Origin of the sequence: Dankookia rubra, assembly GCF_004355005.1 — a bacterium.
Lineage (GTDB): Bacteria > Pseudomonadota > Alphaproteobacteria > Acetobacterales > Acetobacteraceae > Paracraurococcus > Paracraurococcus ruber_A.
Genome location: NZ_SMSJ01000064.1, coordinates 1 through 21280 on the forward strand (window position 1 = coordinate 1; position 21280 = coordinate 21280).

Genomic DNA, 21280 nt, shown 5'->3' on the forward strand with positions numbered 1-21280 from the left:
CCGACGTTCCTCTTGCGCCGCCGCCGGCAGCTTGCGCATGTCCACATGCTTCATGCCCCCAACCTGGACGGATCCTACTCGCCTTCAAGACCGCCCAGGCCGGATCAATAACTGGCACGCAAGTTGACGGCGCGGATGACATTGAGCCAAAGCGCGCGGTCGGCCGCGAGACGCTGTGTGATGGTTGCGCGGTCCTCGAAGCGAGGGGTCAGCCCGCCCTCAGCCATGCGGCGGACCAGCGAGGGGTCAGTCATGGCGCGGCCTACGGCCGCTTCCAGGCGATCCACCAACTCGGGCGTCATCGCTTTTTGACCGCAGAGCGCGAACCAGCCGACCACGTTGAAGCCCGGTATCAGCCGCGAAAGTGGCGGCACGTCCGGAAACAGCGGGAATGGCTCTTCGTCCGAGATCGCCAGCAGCCGCAGCGCCCCGTCCTGCACCTGGCGTGTCACGTCGGCCATGTTGGTGATCATGAAGTCAGCGCGGCCGCCCAGGATATCGACAATCGCGGGGCTCGCGCCGCGATAGGGAACGTGGACCATCTCCACGCCGGTCTTCTGCTTCAGCAGTTCCCCCTGCAGGTGCTGGGCCGAGCCGACACCGGCCGAGGCGAAGCTCACCTGTCCTGGCCGCGCGCGGGCCGCCACCAGCACGTCTTGCACGCTGCGGTAAGGTCCGTTCGCGGCGACGACGAAGCCGTAAGAGGAAAGCGCGACATTGGCGATCGGTAGCAGTTCTGTGCCCGGGTCTATGGGCAGGTTCGCACCGACGAGCTGCGGCGTGATCGACATGGTGCTCATCGGACAGACGAAGGTTGTCGATCCGTCCGGGGCGCTCCGCGCTGTCTCCTGCGCAGCGACGATCCCGTTCACACCGGTACGATTCTCCACCACTACGCGAACACCAAGGATCGGCCCCAGCGCGTCCGCCAGGAGGCGCGTGGCGAAGTCTGAGGAGCCACCGGCAGAGGCACCGCTCAGAATCCGAACCGTACGTTCCTGCGCGGTAGCTGGGAGTGTAGTGGCCACCGTGAGCAGCAATGCGGCAAGAGTGAAGCTGGGTCGTATCATGGACTGATGCTCCCTGTTTGGCGCTGAAGGTTTCGACTCCCCTGCGCGCCAGCATCTATATTCGCTTTCGGCCAGCCGCCGCCTGGCCATGTCAGGCCCTTGGCCGCTGGTGCGACCAGCGACCGTTGCCCAGTGGTGTAGGAGGGGCAGCGAAACGGCACCTGTGTCCCGTCGTTCCTACCAACCCCCGGCTACCTCTTGCGGGAAGAGGACATTCCAGTGCCACGCTTCCTGATTGCAATTCTTCTGATACTGCCGGTCGCATGCGCCAAGCCGACGCCGGGCGAAGCCGATCGCGGCGTCATCGCTGGCCGCACCTGGGTGGTCACAGGCGCCTCCTCCGGCATTGGGCGGGGCGTCGCCGAGCGGGCGGGTTCGCTCGGCGCCAACGTTGTGCTGGCCGCGCGTCGTGCTGAGGCGCTCGAGGATGCAGCAGCGTCAATCCGCGCAACGGGTGGCCAGGCTCTCGTCGTTCCCATGGACGTCAGTGATCCGAATGCCGCGGAAGCCCTCGCAGAAGCTGCCGAGCGGCGTTTCGGCCGGATCGACATCTGGTTCAACAACGCGGGCGTGGCCTCGATCGGCCGCTTCGAGGAAATCCCCGTCGCCGACCATGCTCGGATCGTGGATGTGAACCTCAAGGGCGTCATCTACGGCAGCCATGCCGCGCTGCGCCGCTTCCGCGCCCAGGGACACGGCACGCTTCTGAACATGGCTTCCGTCGAGGGGCGGGTGCCGCTCGCCTATCACGCATCCTACGCCGCGACCAAGCACGCCATCATCGGCCTGGATGGCGCATTACGACAGGAGCTCCGCCTGGGTGGTCTGCAAGGCGTACGTATTGTCACGATCCTGCCCTGGGCGGTCGACACGCCCTTCTGGGCCAACGCGGCGAACCACACGGGTCGTGAGGCGCGTGGACCATGGATGGACAGCGCGAGGGCGGTCGCGGACGCGATCGTTTGGGCTGCTGTCCACGCGCCGGCCGGGGAGTTCCCTATCGGATCGAAGGCGGCGGCGGCCGTTCTTGGCTCGCAACTCGCGCCGGGGCTCACGACGCGCATCGCCGCCGATGTGATCCAACGGGTGCAGATGGAAGAGGCTCCGCCCGGACCAAGCACAACTGGCAACCTCTACGCCCCGAGCCCTGCGCCACCCACCGTGGAGGGCGGGTTTCGTAGCCGTTGATGCGACACCCTCACTTGCCGTGCACTACGTGGCCAGACCGGAGCAATGATCGTGCGCCGGTTCGGCTAGGCGGTGGGGTCAGCGAATCGCGTAAGCACGCGCGGTACCGCCGTGTAGATCCAGGTGTTTTTGCCAATGTCGCGGCGCTGGGCCCTCCCAACCGGCCGGTAGCTCTTGTTACCATCCACTGCATCTCCACGGGCATTGACGGCTGCGAGCACGGCGAAGCCGACATAGCGAGCACCGCCGTCGAGTCTGCGCTCGCCGTAATTGGCCCCTGACCGGGTGCTACGCCGGCCTGAGGCGCTCAGCCCGAATCCGGGGCAGCGGTGGAAAGGTGAAGGCGATCGCCACGGCCCCGAGCCCGATCACCAGGGAGCTGAGATGCATCCCCGCATAGCTGCCGAAGCGATCGAAGATCCAACCGCCGACCGCCGGCCCCGCCGCCATGCCGAGGCAGGAGACCATGGTCGCGGCGCCGAACACCGTGCCCATGATGCGCGGGCCGAAGTAGTCGCGCGCCAGCACCGCATAGAGCGGCATCACCCCGCCATAGGCGAGGCCGAAGACCGCGGCGACGGCATAGAACTCGCCGAGGCCGCGGGCCGGCAGAAAGGCCCCGATCGCTAGGGCCTGCAGCAGCAACCCGCCGATCAGCACCGGCTTGGCGCCGTGCCGGTCGGCGAGCACGCCCAGCAGCAGGCGCCCACCGAGCCCTGCCAGGCCCTGCAGGCTGTAGACGCTGACGGCGGCCACGGCGGGCAGGCCGCAGATCATGGCGTAGCTCACCACATGGAAAATCGGCCCGGCATGCGCGAGGCAGCAGGCGAAAAAGGTCGCCGCGAGCACAACGAACTGCCGGGAGCCAAGCGCCTGGCGGGCGGTGAAGTTCTTGCCCGCCGTTGAGGTCGCCGCGGTGGCGGCCAAGGTCATGCCTGGCGGGCGGCGCAGCAGCAGCGCGGCCGGCAGCAGGACCACCCAGGCGACCAGCCCAATCACGAGCTGCGCGGCGCGCCAGTCATGGCCGGAGAGCAGCCACTGGGCGAAGGGCGCCACGGTCACCGGCGCCATGCCGAGCCCCGCGGAGACGAGCGAGACGGCGAGCGCCCGCTGGCGGTCGAACCAGGCGCTGGCCGTCGCCATCATGGGCGCGAAGAAGGCGCCGACGGCCGTGCCGAGGAACAGGCCGTAGGCGAGCTGGAAGGCGAGCAGGCTTGTCGCCCGGCTGGCCAGCACCAGCCCGATGCCCAGCAGCACCCCCCCGGCGATGCCGACGATCCGCGAACCGTAACGGTCGCTGACCCAGCCCCAGCCGAAGCCGCCGACCCCCATGGCAAGGAAAGCGATCGTCATCGCGGCGGAGATGCCGACGCGCGACCAGCCGGTATCGGTGGCGATCGGATCGAGGAAGACGGCGAGGGAGAACAGCGACCCCATGCCGATGCAGCCCATCAGCGCCCCGACGGCGACGATGACCCAGCCGTAGTGTCGTTCCATTGGCGTTTTCTCCCGCGGAGCCCCTGCTGACTGGAACCAGGCCCTGCTGCGGGCAGCATCGTCCCAGATCGTGGCCGCGGCGCAAACTTCCGTATTGCAGGCGGGCCATGCGCTAGCTGCGGGTAGCGAGGGGTAGTTTCAAATGGTGCCACGGTGCCCCGGCGTGCATGCCCGCCTCCAACACTCACGCAGGCGCCGACAAGCCGTCGTGGACCGTTGGACGGCCCAGGGCCTAGCATCGTCTCAACATTCTAGGGAGGATCGGACGATGCCGGCGAGCCAAGTCGAAAAGGCAGAGCGCTTTCGCGAGCTGCATCGGCGCGCGGGTGCATTCGTGATGCCGAACCCCTGGGACGCCGGCTCGGCCCGAGTGCTTGCAGGGCTCGGCTTCGAGGCGCTGGCGACCTCCTCGGGCGCATGCGCCGGCACTCTCGGTCGGCGCGATGGGGCGGTCACGCGGGAGGAGGCGCTCGCCCATGCTCGGGCCATCGTCGAAGCGGTCGATCTGCCAGTTTCGGCCGACCTCGAGCGCTGTTTCGCCGACGAGCCCGCGGGCGTGGCCGAGACAATCCGCTTGGCAGCCAGTATCGGATTGGTGGGCGGCTCGGTGGAGGACGCAACAGGCCGCCCCGAGCGGCCGTTCTACGGCATGGAGGAGGCCGCGGCTCGGGTACAGGCGGCAGCGGAGGCAGCGCACGGCTCTGGTGTCCCCTTTGTGCTGACCGCACGGGCGGAGAACTTCATTCGCGGCAACCCGGACCTCGACGACACCATCGCGCGGCTGCGCGCCTACGAGGCGGCCGGGGCGGAGGTGCTGATGGCGCCGGGCCTGCCGGACCTCGAGGCAGTGCGCGTGGTGTGCGCCGCGCTGTCGCGCCCCTTCAACTTCATGGCGGGGATCAAGGGGAAATCGTTCCCGGTTGCGGAGCTCGCGGCAGCCGGGGTGAAGCGGGTTAGCCTGGCCACCTCGCTGTACCGCGCCGCGATGTCCGGCTTGGTGGAGGCGGCACGCGAGGTGAAGGAGCGGGGCAGCTTCGGCTACATCGAGACATCACTGCCCACCCCTGAGATCAACCGCTTCATGCAGTGACGCGGCTTCCCGGGTCGATGATGCCGCCGAAGCGCGCCAGTACCCTCGCCACCGTCGTCTGGGTCCAGGCGCCCGAGCCCCGCGGCGTCGGCACTCCGCGCTCGATCAGCGCCCGAGCAATCGCCGCCTGGCCGGTGATGCTTTCGCCGCGAAGCCGCTCCACCTCCAGGGCCAGCCGGTGCGCGGCCCGCTCCGCCGCCAAACGCCTCGCATGGGCCGCTGCGGTCGCGCCCGGACCCTCGACTGGCGGGTAGCCCCGGTCGCCACTTAGCACCGCTCCATGAGCCTTGGCAGCCGCCAGCGCGGCCCGAGTGCGCTGGCTGATCAGCTCGCGCTCCTTCTGCGCCATGGCGGCGTAGATCCGCATCATCAGGTCGTCGGCGCCCGGCATGTCGGCGGCCCGGATCGCGTAGCCCTCCTCCAGCAGCCCGGAGGGGGTGTGGGCACGCCGGGTGATCCGATCGAGCCGGGCGGCCAGGAGCACCGCGCCAAACTGAGCCCGGTGGACCCTGCCGAGGTGGCGGACTCGCTGGCTTATGCGATGCGCTTTGATGAGCGCGGCAAGGCGCGGCGAACCAGCCCAGAGCCGCGGTAGGTCGGGGTGCACACCGCGATGCAGGCGCCGTAGACCGCCACCAACGCGAGCAGCCAGACGGTACGGCGGATCATCCGCCGCCGATGCGTCCCAGCGCGCGGCCGGCCGCTTCGATCATGGCGTAGCTGTCGGGCTGCGCGGCAACCCAGCCGGTGTAGTTCGCCGGCATGGCCTGCGATGCCGTGGCGGCGTCGATGCCGAGCGCCGCCTCTTTCAGCGTCGCCTTCAAGGCCGAGTCCAGGTCGGCGGGCACCGCCAACGCGTCGTTTGGCAGCGGGTCGGACTGCCAGACGATCTTCACCTGATCCGTTTTCACCCGCCCAAAGGCGACCATGGCAGCGAGGTTGCGGTCGTAGTCGGTCGCCAGGTCGACCTGGCCATTGGTGACCGCGATGACGTTCGCGGGATGCGAGGAGCCGTCGCGGTACTTGAAATAAGTCCGCGGGTCGATGCCCTGGGTCTTGAACCAGTAGTGGGGTACCAGCCAGCCGCTGGTCGACCCGGTATCGGCGAAGGAGATGGAGAGGCCTTTCGCATCCTCCGGGAAGCGGGCGATCGCCAGGTCGGGGCGGGCCAGAATGATCGCCTGGTAGGTCGGCTTGTCCTGATACTTCACGACGGCCAGCGCCTCGGCATTGGCGTGGTCTTTCGCCAGCACGTAGCCCCAAGGCCCCATCCAGGCGAGGTCGACCTGCCCGGTCGACAGAGCGACTGCGATGCCCGCCCAGTCCGCGGTGACGGTTAGGTCGAGCGGCCGGCCGACTGCCGCGGCCATGCGCTGGAAGAAAGGTTCGTAGGCACGGCGGGTGTCGCTCAGCGTCGGCTGGAAGGGCCCGACCGCGCAGTGTAGCGGAACGCCCTGAGCGCGCAGGGCTGGCGCGGGCAGTACCGCAGCGGCTGCAAGAAGCAGGGTACGACGTTCAACCGGCATCAATTCGCTCCTCCGGACTATCAGAGCATGCCTCAGCGCCTGACGCCCATGGGAGCCCGACTGTTAGGCGGTGCATTGCCGACAACCACGCGCCGGCCCGGCTTGTCTGGCTTCTGACCCATCTCGGCTGCTCTACTGAGGCGCTCAGGAAGCCGCCCGCCCCAGAACCCGTGCGACCGTTGTATGCGTCCATCTAGCGCCGCCCCGCGGCGTCTGCACCCCGCGCTCGGTCAACGCCCGCGCGATCGCCGCCTGCCCGACCACCCCCTCGGCCCGCAGCCGGTCCACTTCCAGGGCCAGCCGGTGCGCCGCCCGCTCCGCCGCCACACGTCGCGCCTGGGTCGCTGCGGCGGCGCTGGGGCCCTCCGCCGGCCGGTAGCCTCGGTCGCCGCCCAGCACCGCCCCACGGGCCTTGGCAGCCGCCAGCGCCGCGCGGGTCCGCTCGCTGATCAGCTCCCGCTCCTTCTGCGCCATGGCGGCGTAGATCCGCATCATCAGGTCGTCGGCCCCGGGCATGTCGGCCGCCCGGATCTGGTAACCCTCCTCGAGCAGACCGGAGAGCGTGTGGGCCCGTCGTGTGAGCCGGTCGAGCTTGGCAGCGACCAGCACTGCCCCAAGCTGGCGGCAGCGGGCCAGCGCCGCCTGAAAGCCCGGCCGCCGGTCGTCCTTGCCGCTGGCGATGTCCTGGTACTCGGCCACCGGGGTCCAACCCTGCGCCTCGACATAGGCCCGGACGCCGGCCTGCTGGGCCTCTAGCCCGAGGCCACTGTGGCCCTGCTCGGCGGTCGAGACCCGCAGGTACCCGACTGCCAACCTGGTGGCGTCGTGGTGCAGCGCCGGCCGCATCAGCCCGCCTTTGCGACCCGGTAGACGGTGTAGCTGCCCTTGGCCCCCTCCTTGCCGGGCCCGACCAGCCGGACCCGCTCGGCGGCCGCGACCGCGAGGTTCTGGCGCTTTTTCAGGCCAGCGAAGAAGCCGCGGACGGTGTGGGCCTGCCAGCTAGTGGCCGCCATGATCTGGGCGACGGTGGCGCCCTCCGGCCGGCGCAGCATGGCGAGCACCTGCTGCTGCTTGGTGCCTGCCCGCGGCTGGCGCGGGCCGGCGATGCGGGATGTCGCCACAGGCTTCACCAGGATCGCGCGGAGAGCGGTGATGGCGTCGGGCAGGCTTGCGCGCTCGTCGGTGTTGCCGTCCCAGGCGGCGAGGACGCGGTGCGCCGCGTCGCGCAGGCTGGCGCGCAGCGGGGCAGTCGTAGCGGGCGCCTCGGCGGCCTCGGTGACGGTCGGGTCCTCATGGGCATCCGGCGCCGCAGCGGGCGCCAGCGGCGCGCTGCCGGGCTCCTGGGCCGCGTTGGCAGGGGTTACGCCTGCCTCCGGCTCGGGGACGGCCGGCGCGGCGCCGATGGCCGCCATTCCCGCCTTGGTGATGCGCACCGTGGGCCGGGTGCCATCCTGCTGAGGCCAGCGCAGGCCGGCCAGCTCGTCAGGCGCCGCGCACTCCTCAACGTAGCCCTGCTTGAGCAGGTTGTTCAGCACCGCTCGGGCAGCTGCGGCCGGCAGCTTGTCAGGCGGCGCAGCCAGCCGCAGCAGGTGCTGGGCGGCCTCGGCGAGGATGCGGCGGGCGGTGTCGGAAAGGGCCATCTCGGGGCTCCTGTGGCAGCACCCGAGGAGCCGGGTGCTACGAGCCCTAGCCCCGCCGAGGAGCCGGTCGGGGCAGCGCCCTGGCTGCTGCCCGGCGCAACACTCCATTCGCTCGGTGTTGTGGCGAAGTGAAGCCGAAAATAGCGGAACAGCAGAATAGAGGCCCCAGGCTGGGAGACCGCCAGCGGTCTGAATGTGTCGACTTCAGCGAGCCGCGGTCAGTAAGTTGCATTCGGCCCGCGTGCTTCAAATCAGCAGACAAGCCAAGCTTCGCTTTGAAGTCGGCACGGACCAGCCCATTATGGCAGTGCCAGCCGCAAGCGCTTGGAGGATCGTCCAGTGTACGTGCGATTCTGGGGCACGCGGGGATCTATCCCGAAGAGCGGGGTAAACCTTCTCCGCTACGGCGGCAGTACGGCATGTGTGGAGGTCGTCACAAACGCGGGCACACTCCTCGTCATCGATTGCGGCACGGGTGCGCATGCCTTGGGACAGAACCTCCTGGCATCGGCTGGCAGGAGCAAGTCCGGCCACCTCCTGGTTAGCCATACGCATTGGGACCACATCCAAGGCCTGCCCTTCTTCGCGCCTCTTTTCTCGCCGGAAAACCGATGGGACATCTACGCCCCGCGAGGCGTGCGGCAGTCGCTCCAGGAAACACTCGCTGGGCAGATGCAATCCGCCTACTTCCCGGTAACCCTGGAGGAACTCGGAGCAGACATCCACTATCACGAGCTGGTAGAAGGCACTCTGCAGATCGGCGACGTGCGGGTCTCCACGCGGTACCTGAACCACCCCGCCCTGACGCTCGGGTACCGGCTGCAGGCCGATGGAGCCTCACTCGTTTACGCGTCAGACCACGAGCCGCACACCCGGGAACTGGCAACTGGACAGGGGCATGTGACCGGCGAGGATTTCCGCCACATCGAGTTCCTGCGCGGGGCGGATCTCGTTATTCACGATGCGCAGTTCACGCCCGAAGAGTATGGTCGGAGGGTCGGCTGGGGCCACAGCACCGGGGAGTACGCTGCGCGAGTATGTCAGTTGGCTGAAGCGCGTGCTCTGGCGCTGACGCATCATGACCCCGAACGGCATGACAGCGATATCGATCAGATCGTACAGAGGTTGGCCGTAAGCCTCGGTGCGGAGAGCCCGCTGCGTGTCTTTGCAGCAGCTGAAGGGCAGGTACTCACGCTTGTCGGGCGTAGTGAGGCGCTACCAGCCGAACAGAATGCATCACCTGCGAAAGCGGAACCGGCTGCCCTGCTCCAGCAATCAGTGGTGATTGGTGCGGTCGACCCCACGCTCACCGCTCTTCTGGCTGAAGCAGTTCGGACCGACGGCTTCCGCGTAACGCTCAGCCAGAGCGGCCAACAGGTGGTGGGTCTTGTTGAGGCGGAGCGCCCGTCGCTCGTCCTACTCGAGCATTCTCCGGGAGTGATCGACGGAATGGCGGCATGCCGTGCAATTCGGCAGCTGCCAATCGAGGATGCACGAAACCTACCGGTCGTCCTTCTTCAGACCGGCAGAGACGACGCGCGGGACCAGGAACCCTGCGAGACTGAGCGGCTGGAGGCGCCCTTCTCCTCCGCTTACCTGCAGGCGCGCGTGCGCGCCTGGATGCTGCGCCAAGCATGCCGCTGGGAGCGTGCCGAGCTGGCGCCGGGCGAGGAGCAACGTCTCGCCGCCCTGCGCAGGCTGGATATCCTGGATACGCCACCGGATGAACGCTTTGACCGTCTGACCCGGCTGGCGGCAGCGGTTTTCGAAGTACCGATCGTGCTCGTCACCTTGGTCGACCGCGATCGCCAGTGGTTCAAGTCTCGCTACGGCCTCGAACTTCTCGAGACCCATCGGGATCTTTCATTCTGCGCTCATGCGATCCTCGGCGACGAAGTGATGGTCGTACCGGACACGCGGCTCGACGACCGGTTCGCCGACAACCCTGTAGTCACTGCAGCGCCACACGTTCGGTTCTACGCGGGCTACCCCATCAGGGACGCCGCCGGTTTCTGCCTTGGCACCTTGTGCCTGATCGACACGCGGCCTCGCGAGCTCGATCCGGCGAAGCTTGGGCTGCTGGATGATTTTGGCACCTTAGTCCGCCGCGAGATGGGGGGCTGCTAGCTGAGGCACCCGATAAGCCGGGTGCTACGAGCCCAAGCCCCGCCGGGAGGCCGGTCGGGGCGGCGTGCCGGCACTGATCGCGGCGCGTAATCGACCATTCGCTCTGCTCTGGTCGCAAGCCAAGCGGATAGTCGGGTGGTGTCCTTTCATTCTCCGAGCGGATCCGGAGGCAGATCGCCTCTTTCCGGTACCGATGATGTCGCCCCGCACCGGCATCGGCATAACGGGCGGAGTGCCGCAGGGTGCGGGTCCGGACATTCGTTAGCCGACACGCGCTCAACCAAGCGCAGGCTCGCCAAGACGTGCCGCTGTCGGGCATGCTGCCGTACATAAAAAGACTATTCCGGGAGGACACGCCTTGCAGCGTCGCACGCTCATTGGAGGGCTACTCGCAGCGCCCACCGCATCAAATCTGGCCATCGCACAGGATGCAGTGTGGCCTGCTCGCCCGGTCCGCCTGCTCGTAGGCTGGCCACCAGGCGGCTCAGTCGACATTCTCGCCCGCATCCTGCAGCCTCGCTTACAAGCGGTCTTCGGCCAGCCTGTCGTCATTGAAAATCGTCCCGGCGCCACGGGTTCGGTCGGGGCGGCAGAGGTCGCCCGCTCAGCGGCCGATGGCTACACATGGCTGCTGGCAGTCGATAGCCACACGATCATCCCTTCGATCATGACCCTCCCCTACGACACGCGGCGTGACTTCACGCCGGTGACGCTTATTGGGCGGGGGCCATTGGTCGTCACCGCTCATCCCTCGACCCTCTGGCGCAGCTTTCACGACCTTGTAGCCATGGCGCGCGAGCGGCCACCGGGATCGATCCACTACGCGACCGCCGGCATCGGCACTCTGATGCACATGGCTATGGTACAGCTCAGCAATCTCGCCGGCGTGCAGCTGACCCATGTGCCTTATCGTGGTGGTGCCCCGGCGTTACAGGATGCCCTTGCGGGTCAGGTGCCGCTGTTCGTCACCAATGCCCCGGTCGGCGGGCCGCATGTCCGGAATGCGGCCCTCAAAGGGCTTGGGGTGACCACACGTGCGTCCTGGCGCGATCTGCCCGGCGTGCCAAGCTTCCATGAGCAGGGTTTCACCGGCTTCGAGGCGCCGACCTGGTGGGCGGTCTTCGCTCCAGCGGGGGTGTCCGAGACGATCAGGCGGCGGATGGAAACGACCTTGGCGGGCATCCTGGCGGAGCCAGAGGTGCGAACGCGGGTCGAGGCGCAGGGTATGGATGTACTTGCAACGTCGGGCGAAAGCTTTGCCACCTTCTACGAGAACGAGATCGAACGCTGGGGCCGCGTGGTGCGCGACAACGGCATTCGGGCCGATAGCTGAGCGGGCATCAGCGCACCACAGCCGACCACGTCGTTGGCGCCCGGCCTTCTCGAAGAGGCCGCTCTCAAGCAGACTGCGGGGGACGTCATTGCAGGCGCCTGCCGTGCGCGCTGTGCGTCGGCGAGAATGCGGAGGGCAGCGGCAGAGAGTGTTATATAGGGGCTCATGCTGCAGGTTTCGACGCTGTTTTGGGCCATACGGCAAGAACACAGCGTGAATCTGCCCACATGCCCGATTTTCAAGCGCCGGCACCAGGGGCAGCAGCAAAAACCTAAGCTTTGCTGCCAGACAGGCCGGAGTCGTCCAGCAGTTGCTCACAGACTTATCCCCGATTTTGGGGATATTCCAGGTGCGGGTAAAAACCGGAGTGGTGGCCAGTGTCGTACATCCGCCGGACGAGTCTCACTCCCGCAAGTGCACCATTCTCGTGACAAGACCACCCATTGCGCATAAAGGGCTCCGCATTACAGGGGCCCGTGTGCATGTCGAAGAAGTTCCTCACCGATGTCATCGTCCAGTCCGCTGAGATGCCGGCCATTGCCGCCAATCGGCTCGCGGCGGATATCATCGCTGCGATCAAGGACGAGATCATCCAGACCGGGCGCTTCACCCTGCCCGACTTCGGGGCATTCATCGTCCGCGAGACGCCGAAGCGTACCGCGCTGAATCCGCGCACGGGCGAGAAGGTGGCGGTGAAGGCCGGTGCGACCGTCAGGTTCAAGGCCAGCCCTTCGCTCAAAGAGTCCGCTCTCGCCGGGCTCAAGAAGGCGAAGCGAAAAGCCAAAAAAGACTGATGCCGGCGGTCAGGTGCCCACAGTCACGTCCCTGCCCTGGTGGGGCGGCACCCTCAGGTTTCATACTCGAAGCGGGGCTCGCAAGAGCGGGCCCGAGCTAATCACAACAACATTCGTTCGAGCGCATTTCATGGACCACAGCGTCGCAATAGGGCCCCTGCGTCAGCGGCGGAATATCAGTATCCGACTGGCTTCTCCACCGACAGCTGCCACTTTCCAGCACGCACGACCGCAACATAGCTCTGATTTGAACCCTGACGGACGTTGGGACCGTACGTCATAGGCGGAGAGCCGAAAATATCATTGAAGTCTCTGATGGACTCCATTCCGGCCACAAAGCTGTCGAGGGAAAGATTGCGGCCTGCCTTGGTAAGGCCCTCAATCAACACCTGTGCTGCCGAGTAGCCGATTTGCGCGGCAAAGTTCGGATCACGACCATACTTTTCGCGGTACCCTTTCTGGAACGCCTGAACCGCTGGGCGCGGGTCATCCTTGCCGACGAATAAGACCGAGGTCATGCACTCAAGCCCCTCAGTTACGCCCCCAGGGACCTCAGCCACAGCGCTGTCATAAGCCGCAACCTGGGCCATGAGTGGCACGTCCCATCCGATTTTGCGCACCGCGGCGACGATCTGATTGGTGTCACGCACGATCGTACCCAGCAGGATCACGTCGCACTTGGCATCGCGCAGCTTGGCTACGGCGGCGGAGAAATCCGCGTCGGTTGGCTTGTGTGCCGTCTCGGCGGCCAGGGCGACGTTCATCGCCTTCATCTGGTCTCGGACGCCTTCCATCACGTCGCGCCCGAAGTCCGTATCCTGGTACATGGCGCACAGCGTCTTCTTACCGCGCTGCTCGACGAGTAGCTTCACTGCCGCACGCATTTGGTCATAGTACGAGGACGCTAGGCCGAACTTCAAACGGTGGTAGGGCCAGTACATCGACCTGGCTGACGTCAGCGGGAACATGTTCGGCACGTTCTTAGCCAACTGGTCAGGCATCACAGCGTTGTTCATCGGCGTGCCGCCATTGGCAATCATAAGAAACACGTTGTCGCGGTTGATGAGCTTATTGGATGCTTGGATTGAGCGTGGCACTTGGTACTGATTGTCTTCGACGATGTAGCGGATACGGCGCCCATGAATCCCGCCCCTAGCATTCACCTCGTCGAATGCCATCCGGATAGCATTCGAGTTGTTAACACCCCAGGCAACGGTCACGCCCGATAAATCGGTGTAAGTGCCTATTACGATTTCAGTGTCGGTGACGCCGCGCACGGTCTGTGCTCGTAAGCCGGTAAAACTGGCGAGGAGTGCAAGCATGCCAGCTACGGCACGGATTGTTCGACGCATTCATCCCTCCTCGTGTCCCGTTCATCACCGGTATGAACAACTCTGACCACCTACCCGTTAGCGGATCAGGCAGCGCAGCTCATTTCCTCGATCATCGGCCGAAAGCGTTCGATCACCAACTCGCGCCGAAGCTTCATCATCGGCGTCAGCTCGGGATCACCCGGCGCCAGGTTCTGGTCAATTACACGGTAACTGTTAATCCGCCGGATGGCCGGAGCCTGCGCATTGGCTTTTTCTATGGCGCTCCCGATCAACTCGGATACTTCGCGTGTGCGCACCAAACTGACAAAGCCAGTGTAGGGCACATTGTTGTCCTGCGCCCATCGTTCCACAGCTTCGATCTCGATCATCACCAAGGCGCACAATCCGCGACCGTGACGCAGCACTAGCGCATCGGCAATGTACGGGCTCAGCGCCAACTCGTTTTCCAACATTGCCGGGCTTATCTGCGCGCCGTCGGGGAGTGCCAGCAGATTGCTGCGTCTACCCGTCAACGTCAGCAGGCCTTCTTCGAGTCGGCCAAGGTCACCAGTGCGCAGCCAGCCGCTTTCCAGGGCCGCGGCGGTGCCAAGCGGGTCATTCCAATAACCAAAACAGACATGCGCGCCGCGCACCAGCACTTCGCCCTCGGGTGAAATACCAACCTCGCCATGCGCCACAGCAGCACCAACGCTGCCCAGACAAAGCCTACCGTCTGGCGCTGTAGCAGCAAGACCGCCGCATTCCGTAAGGCCATAGACCTCCCGCAGGTCAACGCCGAAGGTTCGGTACCAGCGTAGTAGGGCAGGCGATACAGGTGCTCCGCCGACCCAAGCCACACGCAATCGGTCCAATCCCACGGCACGGCGGGCGCGGCGTAAAACCAATCGATCGGCAAGCTTGGTCAGCATTCCGCGGCTTGTGTGACCAGCCAATTCAGCCTCGACACATGTCGCGGACAAGCGGAATGCCCATTCATACAGTGTCTTCTGCAGCCACGCCGCGCCGGCAGATGCCACCGCAATACCCGAGTAGAATTTCTGCCATACGCGGGGAATCGCGATAAGCACAGTAGGCCGCACCTCGCGCAAGTTCTCCGGCACCGTCTCGGCATTCTCGACCAGGCTGCTGATCGAGCGGCAATATAGCGACTGGTAAAGCCCTAAGATGCGCTCGGTGACATGGCATATTGGTAGGAAGGCAAGCCGCTCGTCAGCCGCTGTCTGCCCAGTCAAGCGTGCCGTCCCAGTTACTTGAGCCATGATGTTTCTATGGCTTAACATGACTCCGCGTGCCCGGCCTGTGGTGCCAGAGGTGTAGGCGAGCACAGCAAGATCGCTCGGAGCGATCGCATCAATGCCGCGCTGCCAAGCTTCCGGATCCTTCTGGTCGACAGCCCGGCCGCGCGCCACGAGGCCTTCGATGCTCTCGCACATAGGGTCGCTGAAATCGCGCAGCCCTTTTGTGTTCATGACAATGATGCGGCGCAGGTTTGGGCAGCCATTGCGAATATCCAGAACCTTGTCGAGCTGCTCCTCATTCTCAACGAACAGAACCGAGCAGCCTGAATGCTGCAGTGTGTGAGCTACCGCAGGACTGCCGTCCGTGGGGTAAATGCCAACACTGACGCCACCAACAGCAAGGATGCCGAGGTCTGCTGCGATCCAGTCTGGCGTTGCCTCGGACAATATGCCGGCGACCTGGCCGAGCGCCAGTCCGTCGGCTCTGAGAGCGCTGCCAACAGCACGAGCGCGAGCGCCGAGCTCGGCCCAGGAGATCGGCTTCCAAATGCCGTGGTCCTTCTTACGAAGGATCGTCTCTCCGCTATGGGAAGCAATACGTGCCCACACCATGGCGGGAACCGTCGCGTCGTTTGGGCCCTTCGCAGGATCAGCGTGCTCCAATGTCATCGCCAGAGCTTCTTCTTTTTCCAACGCCGCCGCCCGCGAGTGCCTTCGTTCCTCTGCCCAAGGTAGAACTCCTTGATGTCGTCCCTCTCCATTAGCCGCTTGCAAGTGTCCTCTACTACAACGCGACCAACCTCCAGCACGTAGCCGTAGTCGGCGGTCCTGAGTGCGATGTGGGCATTCTGCTCCACCAGGAGAATCGCCACCCCGCGCTCGCGGTTGATTCGCTTAACGATCTCGAAAATCTGCAAGGTCAAGAGTGGGGATAGGCCGAGAGATGGCTCGTCGAGCAGAAGTAGCTTCGGCCGCCCCATCAGCGCTCGGCTGATCGCCAGCATCTGCTGCTCGCCACCGGAAAGTTGGCCCGCGCGCTGACTCGCGCGTTCTCTAAGACGCGGGAAATAACCGAAACACATTTCGAGATCGCGTGCGACTTCGTCTCGATTACTGCGAGTGTACGAGCCCATCAACAGGTTTTCGGCGACGCTCAAGAACGGGAAGATCTCCCGTCCCTCCGGGGAGTGACATATGCCGCGCCGCATCACCTTATCAGGTGTCAGGCCGACGATGTTCGAACCGTCAAAGATCACCTCGCCGCGGTCAGGGTCGAGCACGCCGGAAATGGTGCGAAGGATGGTCGTTTTGCCCGCACCGTTTGCACCCAGCACTGTGACGATTGTTCCTTCCGGAACCTCGAGTGAGACGCCGCGGATGGCTTGAATAGGGCCATAGAACGTCTCGATGCCCTGAACGCGCAGGAGAGGTATGCTCATGCGGCAGCCACCGATTCGACCCGAGGCGCCTCCGGCTCGCCACCGATGTAAGCGCGAACCACGTCGGGGTGACCTTGGACCTCGGCCGAGCTGCCCATGGCCAGGATGCGGCCTTGGTTCAGCGCCATGACTCGGTCCGAAACGGCGGCAACCAACTTCATGTCATGTTCGACCATGATGATGGTGACACTGAGGTCTTTTTTTATATCCTCAATCCAGAAGGCCATTCCTTCGGTTTCTTCGGTGTTGAGACCTGAGGAGGGCTCATCGAGCAGCAGAAGCTTAGGCTGGCTACACAGTGCTCGACCCAGTTCTACCACCTTGCGCACCCCATAGGGCAGGTTAGCGATTAGCTGGTCGCGGTAGCGCTGTAAGTCGAGGAACTCGATCACTTCCTCGGCTCGCTTGCGATGGTCCACTTCAGCGCGTCGCACACTCGGCAGAAAGGCTAACTGAGAAAGCAGCGGCGCAGTGGAATGAGAGTGTCGGCCGATTAGCAGATTCTGTAGCAGCGTCGCGTTGGTGAACAGTTCGATATTCTGGAAGGTACGCGCTATGCCCAGCCGAGCGATCCGGTGTGGTGCGATCCGGGTGATGTCTTGTCCGTCGAAATTCAGCGTACCGGCGGTGGGCGTATAGATGCGGCTGATCATGTTGAATATTGTGGTTTTGCCGGCGCCATTCGGTCCGATGATCGAAAACACCTCTCCGCGTTGCACGTCGAAGCTGACGCTCTCGACGGCGCGGATGCCGCCGAAATGCATGGCAATGTCGCGGGCGGAGAAAAATTCGTCGCTCATCGCAGGCGCTCCGATTTGGCGTAGGATTTCTGCCGACGGAACGAGGTGCGCTGGTGCAGCGGGAAGGCCAGAAAATAGCGCTTCAGCTTCAGCCACCGACCATGGATGCCGGTCGGCTCGAACATGATGACCAGTACGAGGATCAGACCAAAAAGCGAGGGCTCTAGCCCCGGCAATTGTCCAATGCCGAACGGGAGATCATCCCGCACGAGCGCGATCGCCTGTGGCAGTAGAGCGACGAAGACAGCACCGAAGATTGCACCGTGCAGCGAGCCGAGGCCACCGATAAAGACGATGGTCACGAGTTGGATTGACAGTAGGATGCCGAACGAGTCCGGTGCGAGATGGCGCACGTAGTGGCCGAACAGCGCGCCGGCGAGCCCGGTTAGGCCGGCACTGATCGCAAAGGAAACTGTCTTGTAAAATGCTAGGTTGATGCCCATTGACTGCGCCGAGATTTCACTATCTCGGATCGCCACCAATGCACGGCCGAGCGGGGTACGTAGAATGTTCATTGCCACGAAAAGCACGAACACCAGCACGGCAAGCGCAAGATAGTAGATGCCGGTCGGTTCCTCGACGGCGATTCCCAGGATAGATGGTGTGGGCACTGGAAGACCGTCGAACCCGCCAGTCAGGCCGTGCCACTTCTCCCCAACCAGCACCACGATACTTCCGAAAGCTAGAGTAGCAATGGCAAGGTAGAGTCCACTCATGCGTAGAGTCGGAATTCCGATCGCTACACCGGCAGCAGCGCTGATCAAGCCAGCGAGCGGTAGCGACAAAACAAAGGGCACACCGCGGGACAGCAGGATGGCATTGGCATAAGCCCCAATGCCGAGGAAGGCAGCATGTCCCAGACTGACCAGCCCGGTATATCCGGTCAGCAGCATCAGTCCGACCCCGGCGATCGAATAAATCAGGACAAAAGACATTTCGCCAACATAAAACTCGCTGAACGCAAGTGGGACCAGCAGCAAAGAAGCGAGCAGCAAGCCATACCAGACCACGTTTGAGCGCGTGCCAGCGAGGCTAAGGTCCTGTTCATAGCTGGTCTTGAGCTGGCTCACATTCCCCTCACACGCGCTTACGGATGGTTTGGCCTAAGAGACCTTGCGGTCGCACAATCAGCACCGATAGCAGCACTATGTTAGAGGTCAGCTCCATAGAGCCGGCAGGAAGATAGTAGCCTGCGAGCTGCTCGACGATGCCGACGATAACGCCCCCCACCAATGCGCCCGGAATGCTGCCAAATCCGCCGAGCACAGCTGCCGCGAAGGCCTTGATGCCGATCAGGCCCATGTTTACGTCAATCATCTGGACGGGTACCAACAGCACCGCGGCTACCGCGGCAACTCCCGCGCTGATCGCCCAAATCAGCGAGAAAACAGTTCGCACTGGTATGCCCATGTAGTAGGCCGCTAGCTGGTTTTGTGATGAGGCCTGCATGGCAATGCCCAGCCTGGTACGGCTGAAGAATAAGTAGAGCACACCGCAAAGGATGACGGTGCCCACGATGATCGAGACTTGGTCTTTCCCCAGTACCAGACCGGAGCCGAAGTTGGCGACTTGGTTTGTGAAGGGCGTGGTGAACCCTACCGCGTCGTAGCCCCAGATGGCACCGGCGGTGGCGCGGAAGATAAAGGCGAGGCCAAGAGTGAGCATCACGACGGCGAATTGCGGTTGGCCGATGACCCGACGTAGCACCAGCGCGTCAAGCAGATAACCGAAAGCTCCCGTCGCAGCGATGGCCAAAAGGAAGCCGAGCCAGTAATTGAGCCCCCAAAGTTCTATAAATGTAAAAGCGAAGAAGGCTCCGAGCATCATCAACTCGCCCTGGGCGAAGTTAACCATTTCGGTTGCTTTGTAAATCAGCACGAAGCCGAGCGCGACCATCCCATAGATGCAGCCAGCGGCTGTCCCATTAGCCACGAGTTGCAATATGCGAACGACATCGTCCATTCGCAGGCATTTCCCCCTTCAGCGCGGACGATGTCCGTCTCTGCGCATTGTTATCCGATACGCTAGGTTGCCGACTGTCCCGCCGTCAACCGCCCGAGGTCGAGGCGTCGAAGCGCCGGATGCCCGATGCTGAAGCCGGTCAGCATCCACTTGACCGGCCAAAGGCTGAGTTGGGCCGCGCCTCCTCGAGCAGCCGTCTGTGGCGCGGAGGAGTATGAGGCGGGACCAGCCTCGCCCGCTGTGGCAAGCATAACTTGATAAAAACGGATTAGCGCGGTGCCTGCAGCGGACTGCACTGTCTTTCGGGAACGCAGGGTAGTCTGCCCAACCGCCGCGCCGTGCCGACCCGCTGCCCTTGCCGCGAGTCTTTCGCGGCTGGATGATCACGCCAACAACACGGGGGGGGGGAGCTATGCGGCTCAAGGACAAGGTCGCCATTGTGACAGGCGGTGCTCATGGCATGGGTGAGGCGGAAGCTCGCCTATTTGCCGCTGAAGGCGCGGCGGTCGTCATAGCAGATGTGTTGGTCGACATTGGTGAGGCGTTGGCGGCAGACATTAACGCCGGACAAGGTCGGGCGATGTTCGTGAGAACAGATGTCACATCGGAAGTCGACTGGCAGAACCTGATCACTAAGACGATTGAGATCTATGGCAAGCTCGACATTCTAATCAATAATGCCGGCATCAGCGGCAGTGCAGTCGGTAGCGATCTGTCGCTGGAGGGTTGGAACAGGCTAATGTCGGTCAACGCGACCGGCGTGTTTCTTGGCACCACCCTAGCCGCGCAGGAGATGGCCAAGGTAGGCAGAGGCTCTATCGTAAATATCTCTTCGATTATGGGCTTTGTCGGTGGCGCCGAAGGGCACCCCGGCTACTCGGCATCGAAAGGTGCGGTCCGCTTGCTGACCAAGTCGGCAGCGGTGCGCTGGGGGCCACAGGGGGTACGAGTAAACTCAGTGCACCCGGGCTACCTGCCGGCTATGCTGAACGGAGCCAATGCTGGTGGGCGTGCGGCCAAGATTCCGATGACTCCGCTGCGTCGGTTGGGCGAGCCGATTGAGGTTGCGTATGGCGTGCTATTTCTGGCCTCAGACGAAGCATCCTTTGTCACCGGCACTGAGCTTGTGATCGATGGCGGCTATATCGCGCAGTAAGGAACAGCTGCCGCTTCGACTGATTTTAGGCGAATGAACCGCAGCGGAAAAGCCGTTTGCGATTCCCTTCTTTGTGGGTGAATCACGGGAAAGGTATGACTGGCATTAACAGCAAAAGCATTGGCGCACGGCGGACCGACGCCGGTTGCGCTACTTGTCTGGCCTGACCGATGCGGAATGGGCGTTGGTGGGCTTGAATCCGGATAAGCCGAGGGCGCACGATCCCTGAAAGGCATGGGGAGGCGCCGTCTTGAGCACGCAGCAGCGCGTGGCCATCGTCACCGGTGGTGGGCGCGGTATCGGGCGGGCAATCGTGATGGGTCTGCTGCGAGACGGGTTTGCCGTCGCCGCTGTGGACCGCGACTGCGCCCCGCTCGGCGAACTCGCGGCGGAGGCCGGCGGACTTGCCACGCTCCTGACGGTTCCCAAGGATATCGCGACGGCTGGGGCCTGCGCGGATGTCGTAGCGACGGTACGCGAACGGCTCGGCCCCGTAGCCGTCTTAGTGAATAACGCCGGCATCGGTCAGGGTAGTATACGCCAGGATAATTGGGCAAAGCCGATCCGCTTCTGGGAGGTTTCGCCCGAGGATTGGCGCCGCTTCGCCGCGGTGAATGTCGAGGCGATCCATGCCCTGTCGCGTGCCGCGGTAACGGACATGCTGGAGCGACGCTGGGGCCGCATCGTAAACGTCACCACCAGCCTTGGGACCATGTTGCGCGGCGGCTACGTGCCCTATGGCCCGACCAAGGCTTCGGCCGAGGCCCTGACTGGCGTTATGGCGGAGGACCTGGCTGGCACCGGCGTAACGGCGAACGTGCTGGTTCCGGGAGGGGTTACGAACACTGCCCTCGTCCCCGACGCCGCGGGGTTTGACCGTGACGCGATGCTGCAGCCCGCCATCATGGTACCGCCGCTGCTGTGGCTGGTCTCCGACGTGGCCGATGCGGTGAACGGCCGCCGATTCCTCGCGGCGCATTGGAATGCCAGCCTGCCATTGGCCCAGGCTGCGGAGCAGGCCGGCGCGCCCGTCGGCTGGAAGAGCATTGCCACATTGCCGATCGTCCCGCGCTGAAGGTGGCTATC

Annotated in this window: 19 protein-coding genes; 7 read left to right on the plus strand and 12 right to left on the minus strand. The window is 64.4% G+C overall.

What is annotated here, in order from left to right; translation table 11 throughout:
• Positions 1–104: 104 nt before the first annotated feature.
• A complete protein-coding gene (locus E2C06_RS27005; protein ID WP_165982690.1) occupies positions 105–1070 on the minus strand; it encodes a Bug family tripartite tricarboxylate transporter substrate binding protein in 966 nt (321 codons plus the stop codon).
• A 219-nt stretch (positions 1071–1289) separates the two neighbouring features.
• Here E2C06_RS27005 and E2C06_RS27010 point away from each other — a divergent pair, with 219 nt between their 5' ends.
• Positions 1290–2258 (plus strand): SDR family NAD(P)-dependent oxidoreductase, encoded by a 969-nt coding sequence (locus E2C06_RS27010; protein WP_206664705.1) that lies wholly within the window; start codon positions 1290–1292, stop codon positions 2256–2258.
• Between the two features lie 288 nt (positions 2259–2546).
• On the opposite strand, the gene E2C06_RS27015 is transcribed toward E2C06_RS27010, so the two are convergent.
• Positions 2547–3755 (minus strand): MFS transporter, encoded by a 1209-nt coding sequence (locus E2C06_RS27015; protein ID WP_133291698.1) that lies wholly within the window; start codon positions 3753–3755, stop codon positions 2547–2549.
• A gap of 268 nt (positions 3756–4023) precedes the next feature.
• Between E2C06_RS27015 and E2C06_RS27020 the strand changes: the two genes are divergently transcribed.
• Positions 4024–4845, plus strand: a complete 822-nt coding sequence (locus E2C06_RS27020) for an isocitrate lyase/PEP mutase family protein (RefSeq protein ID WP_133291699.1) — start codon at positions 4024–4026, stop codon at positions 4843–4845.
• Here E2C06_RS27020 and E2C06_RS27025 read toward each other — a convergent pair.
• From E2C06_RS27025 to E2C06_RS27040, 4 genes are all read right to left on the minus strand, one after another.
• Positions 4835–5452 (minus strand): recombinase family protein, encoded by a 618-nt coding sequence (locus E2C06_RS27025; protein ID WP_277751878.1) that lies wholly within the window; start codon positions 5450–5452, stop codon positions 4835–4837. The two genes, E2C06_RS27020 and E2C06_RS27025, sit on opposite strands and share 11 nt — an antisense overlap.
• Positions 5453–5510: 58 nt before the next feature.
• Positions 5511–6371 (minus strand): phosphate/phosphite/phosphonate ABC transporter substrate-binding protein, encoded by an 861-nt coding sequence (locus E2C06_RS27030; RefSeq protein WP_133291701.1) that lies wholly within the window; start codon positions 6369–6371, stop codon positions 5511–5513.
• A 144-nt stretch (positions 6372–6515) separates the two neighbouring features.
• Positions 6516–7217: a recombinase family protein gene (locus tag E2C06_RS40435; RefSeq protein WP_133291702.1), complete on the minus strand. Its 702-nt coding sequence runs from the start codon at positions 7215–7217 to the stop codon at positions 6516–6518.
• On the minus strand, positions 7217–8011 hold the full coding sequence (locus tag E2C06_RS27040) for a DUF3489 domain-containing protein (RefSeq protein ID WP_206664706.1): 795 nt from the start codon (positions 8009–8011) through the stop codon (positions 7217–7219). Before E2C06_RS27040 ends, E2C06_RS40435 begins: the two co-directional genes overlap by 1 nt.
• Before the next feature lie 345 nt (positions 8012–8356).
• Here E2C06_RS27040 and E2C06_RS27045 point away from each other — a divergent pair, with 345 nt between their 5' ends.
• The 3 genes from E2C06_RS27045 (at position 8357) to E2C06_RS27055 (ending at position 12265) form a co-directional block, all read left to right on the plus strand.
• Positions 8357–10138 carry an MBL fold metallo-hydrolase gene (locus E2C06_RS27045; RefSeq protein WP_338324235.1) on the plus strand — a complete coding sequence of 594 codons (1782 nt, stop codon included), beginning with the start codon at positions 8357–8359 and terminating at the stop codon, positions 10136–10138.
• Positions 10139–10496: 358 nt separating this feature from the next.
• On the plus strand, positions 10497–11471 hold the full coding sequence (locus E2C06_RS27050) for a tripartite tricarboxylate transporter substrate binding protein (protein WP_241671495.1): 975 nt from the start codon (positions 10497–10499) through the stop codon (positions 11469–11471).
• A 482-nt stretch (positions 11472–11953) separates the two neighbouring features.
• Positions 11954–12265: an HU family DNA-binding protein gene (locus E2C06_RS27055; protein ID WP_133291704.1), complete on the plus strand. Its 312-nt coding sequence runs from the start codon at positions 11954–11956 to the stop codon at positions 12263–12265.
• A gap of 176 nt (positions 12266–12441) precedes the next feature.
• Here E2C06_RS27055 and E2C06_RS27060 read toward each other — a convergent pair whose 3' ends face one another.
• The 6 genes from E2C06_RS27060 to E2C06_RS27085 form a co-directional block, all read right to left on the minus strand.
• Positions 12442–13617, minus strand: coding sequence for an ABC transporter substrate-binding protein (locus tag E2C06_RS27060; RefSeq protein ID WP_133291705.1), 1176 nt, complete (start codon positions 13615–13617; stop codon positions 12442–12444).
• 65 nt (positions 13618–13682) lie between these two features.
• Positions 13683–15530: an AMP-dependent synthetase/ligase gene (locus E2C06_RS27065; protein ID WP_133291706.1), complete on the minus strand. Its 1848-nt coding sequence runs from the start codon at positions 15528–15530 to the stop codon at positions 13683–13685.
• Positions 15503–16276, minus strand: coding sequence for an ABC transporter ATP-binding protein (locus tag E2C06_RS27070; protein WP_133291707.1), 774 nt, complete (start codon positions 16274–16276; stop codon positions 15503–15505). The genes E2C06_RS27065 and E2C06_RS27070 overlap by 28 nt, the downstream gene beginning before the upstream one ends.
• The gene (locus E2C06_RS27075) at positions 16273–17076 is read right to left on the minus strand and encodes an ABC transporter ATP-binding protein (RefSeq protein ID WP_133291708.1); all 804 of its coding nucleotides are present in this window, start codon (positions 17074–17076) and stop codon (positions 16273–16275) included. Before E2C06_RS27075 ends, E2C06_RS27070 begins: the two co-directional genes overlap by 4 nt.
• The gene (locus E2C06_RS27080) at positions 17073–18146 is read right to left on the minus strand and encodes a branched-chain amino acid ABC transporter permease (protein ID WP_133291709.1); all 1074 of its coding nucleotides are present in this window, start codon (positions 18144–18146) and stop codon (positions 17073–17075) included. The genes E2C06_RS27075 and E2C06_RS27080 overlap by 4 nt, the downstream gene beginning before the upstream one ends.
• 7 nt (positions 18147–18153) lie before the next feature.
• Complete coding sequence (locus tag E2C06_RS27085; RefSeq protein ID WP_133291710.1) at positions 18154–19038, minus strand: branched-chain amino acid ABC transporter permease; 885 nt, start codon at positions 19036–19038, stop codon at positions 18154–18156.
• Positions 19039–19450: 412 nt separating this feature from the next.
• Here E2C06_RS27085 and E2C06_RS27090 point away from each other — a divergent pair, with 412 nt between their 5' ends.
• Together E2C06_RS27090 and E2C06_RS27095 are read left to right on the plus strand one after the other, a co-directional pair.
• Positions 19451–20194, plus strand: coding sequence for a glucose 1-dehydrogenase (locus E2C06_RS27090; protein ID WP_133291711.1), 744 nt, complete (start codon positions 19451–19453; stop codon positions 20192–20194).
• Positions 20195–20444: 250 nt separating this feature from the next.
• On the plus strand, positions 20445–21269 hold the full coding sequence (locus tag E2C06_RS27095) for an SDR family NAD(P)-dependent oxidoreductase (RefSeq protein ID WP_133291712.1): 825 nt from the start codon (positions 20445–20447) through the stop codon (positions 21267–21269).
• Positions 21270–21280: the final 11 nt, after the last annotated feature.

Coding starts and splice junctions, on each gene's coding strand:
- E2C06_RS27090 (WP_133291711.1), top strand. CDS start 19,451: ATGCGGCTCAAGGACAAGGTCGCCATTGTGACAGGCGGTGCTCATGGC.
- E2C06_RS40435 (WP_133291702.1), bottom strand. CDS start 7,217: ATGCGGCCGGCGCTGCACCACGACGCCACCAGGTTGGCAGTCGGGTAC.
- E2C06_RS27085 (WP_133291710.1), bottom strand. CDS start 19,038: ATGGACGATGTCGTTCGCATATTGCAACTCGTGGCTAATGGGACAGCC.
- E2C06_RS27055 (WP_133291704.1), top strand. CDS start 11,954: ATGTCGAAGAAGTTCCTCACCGATGTCATCGTCCAGTCCGCTGAGATG.
- E2C06_RS27030 (WP_133291701.1), bottom strand. CDS start 6,371: ATGCCGGTTGAACGTCGTACCCTGCTTCTTGCAGCCGCTGCGGTACTG.
- E2C06_RS27060 (WP_133291705.1), bottom strand. CDS start 13,617: ATGCGTCGAACAATCCGTGCCGTAGCTGGCATGCTTGCACTCCTCGCC.
- E2C06_RS27005 (WP_165982690.1), bottom strand. CDS start 1,070: ATGATACGACCCAGCTTCACTCTTGCCGCATTGCTGCTCACGGTGGCC.
- E2C06_RS27020 (WP_133291699.1), top strand. CDS start 4,024: ATGCCGGCGAGCCAAGTCGAAAAGGCAGAGCGCTTTCGCGAGCTGCAT.
- E2C06_RS27015 (WP_133291698.1), bottom strand. CDS start 3,755: ATGGAACGACACTACGGCTGGGTCATCGTCGCCGTCGGGGCGCTGATG.
- E2C06_RS27070 (WP_133291707.1), bottom strand. CDS start 16,276: ATGAGCATACCTCTCCTGCGCGTTCAGGGCATCGAGACGTTCTATGGC.
- E2C06_RS27075 (WP_133291708.1), bottom strand. CDS start 17,076: ATGAGCGACGAATTTTTCTCCGCCCGCGACATTGCCATGCATTTCGGC.
- E2C06_RS27040 (WP_206664706.1), bottom strand. CDS start 8,011: ATGGCCCTTTCCGACACCGCCCGCCGCATCCTCGCCGAGGCCGCCCAG.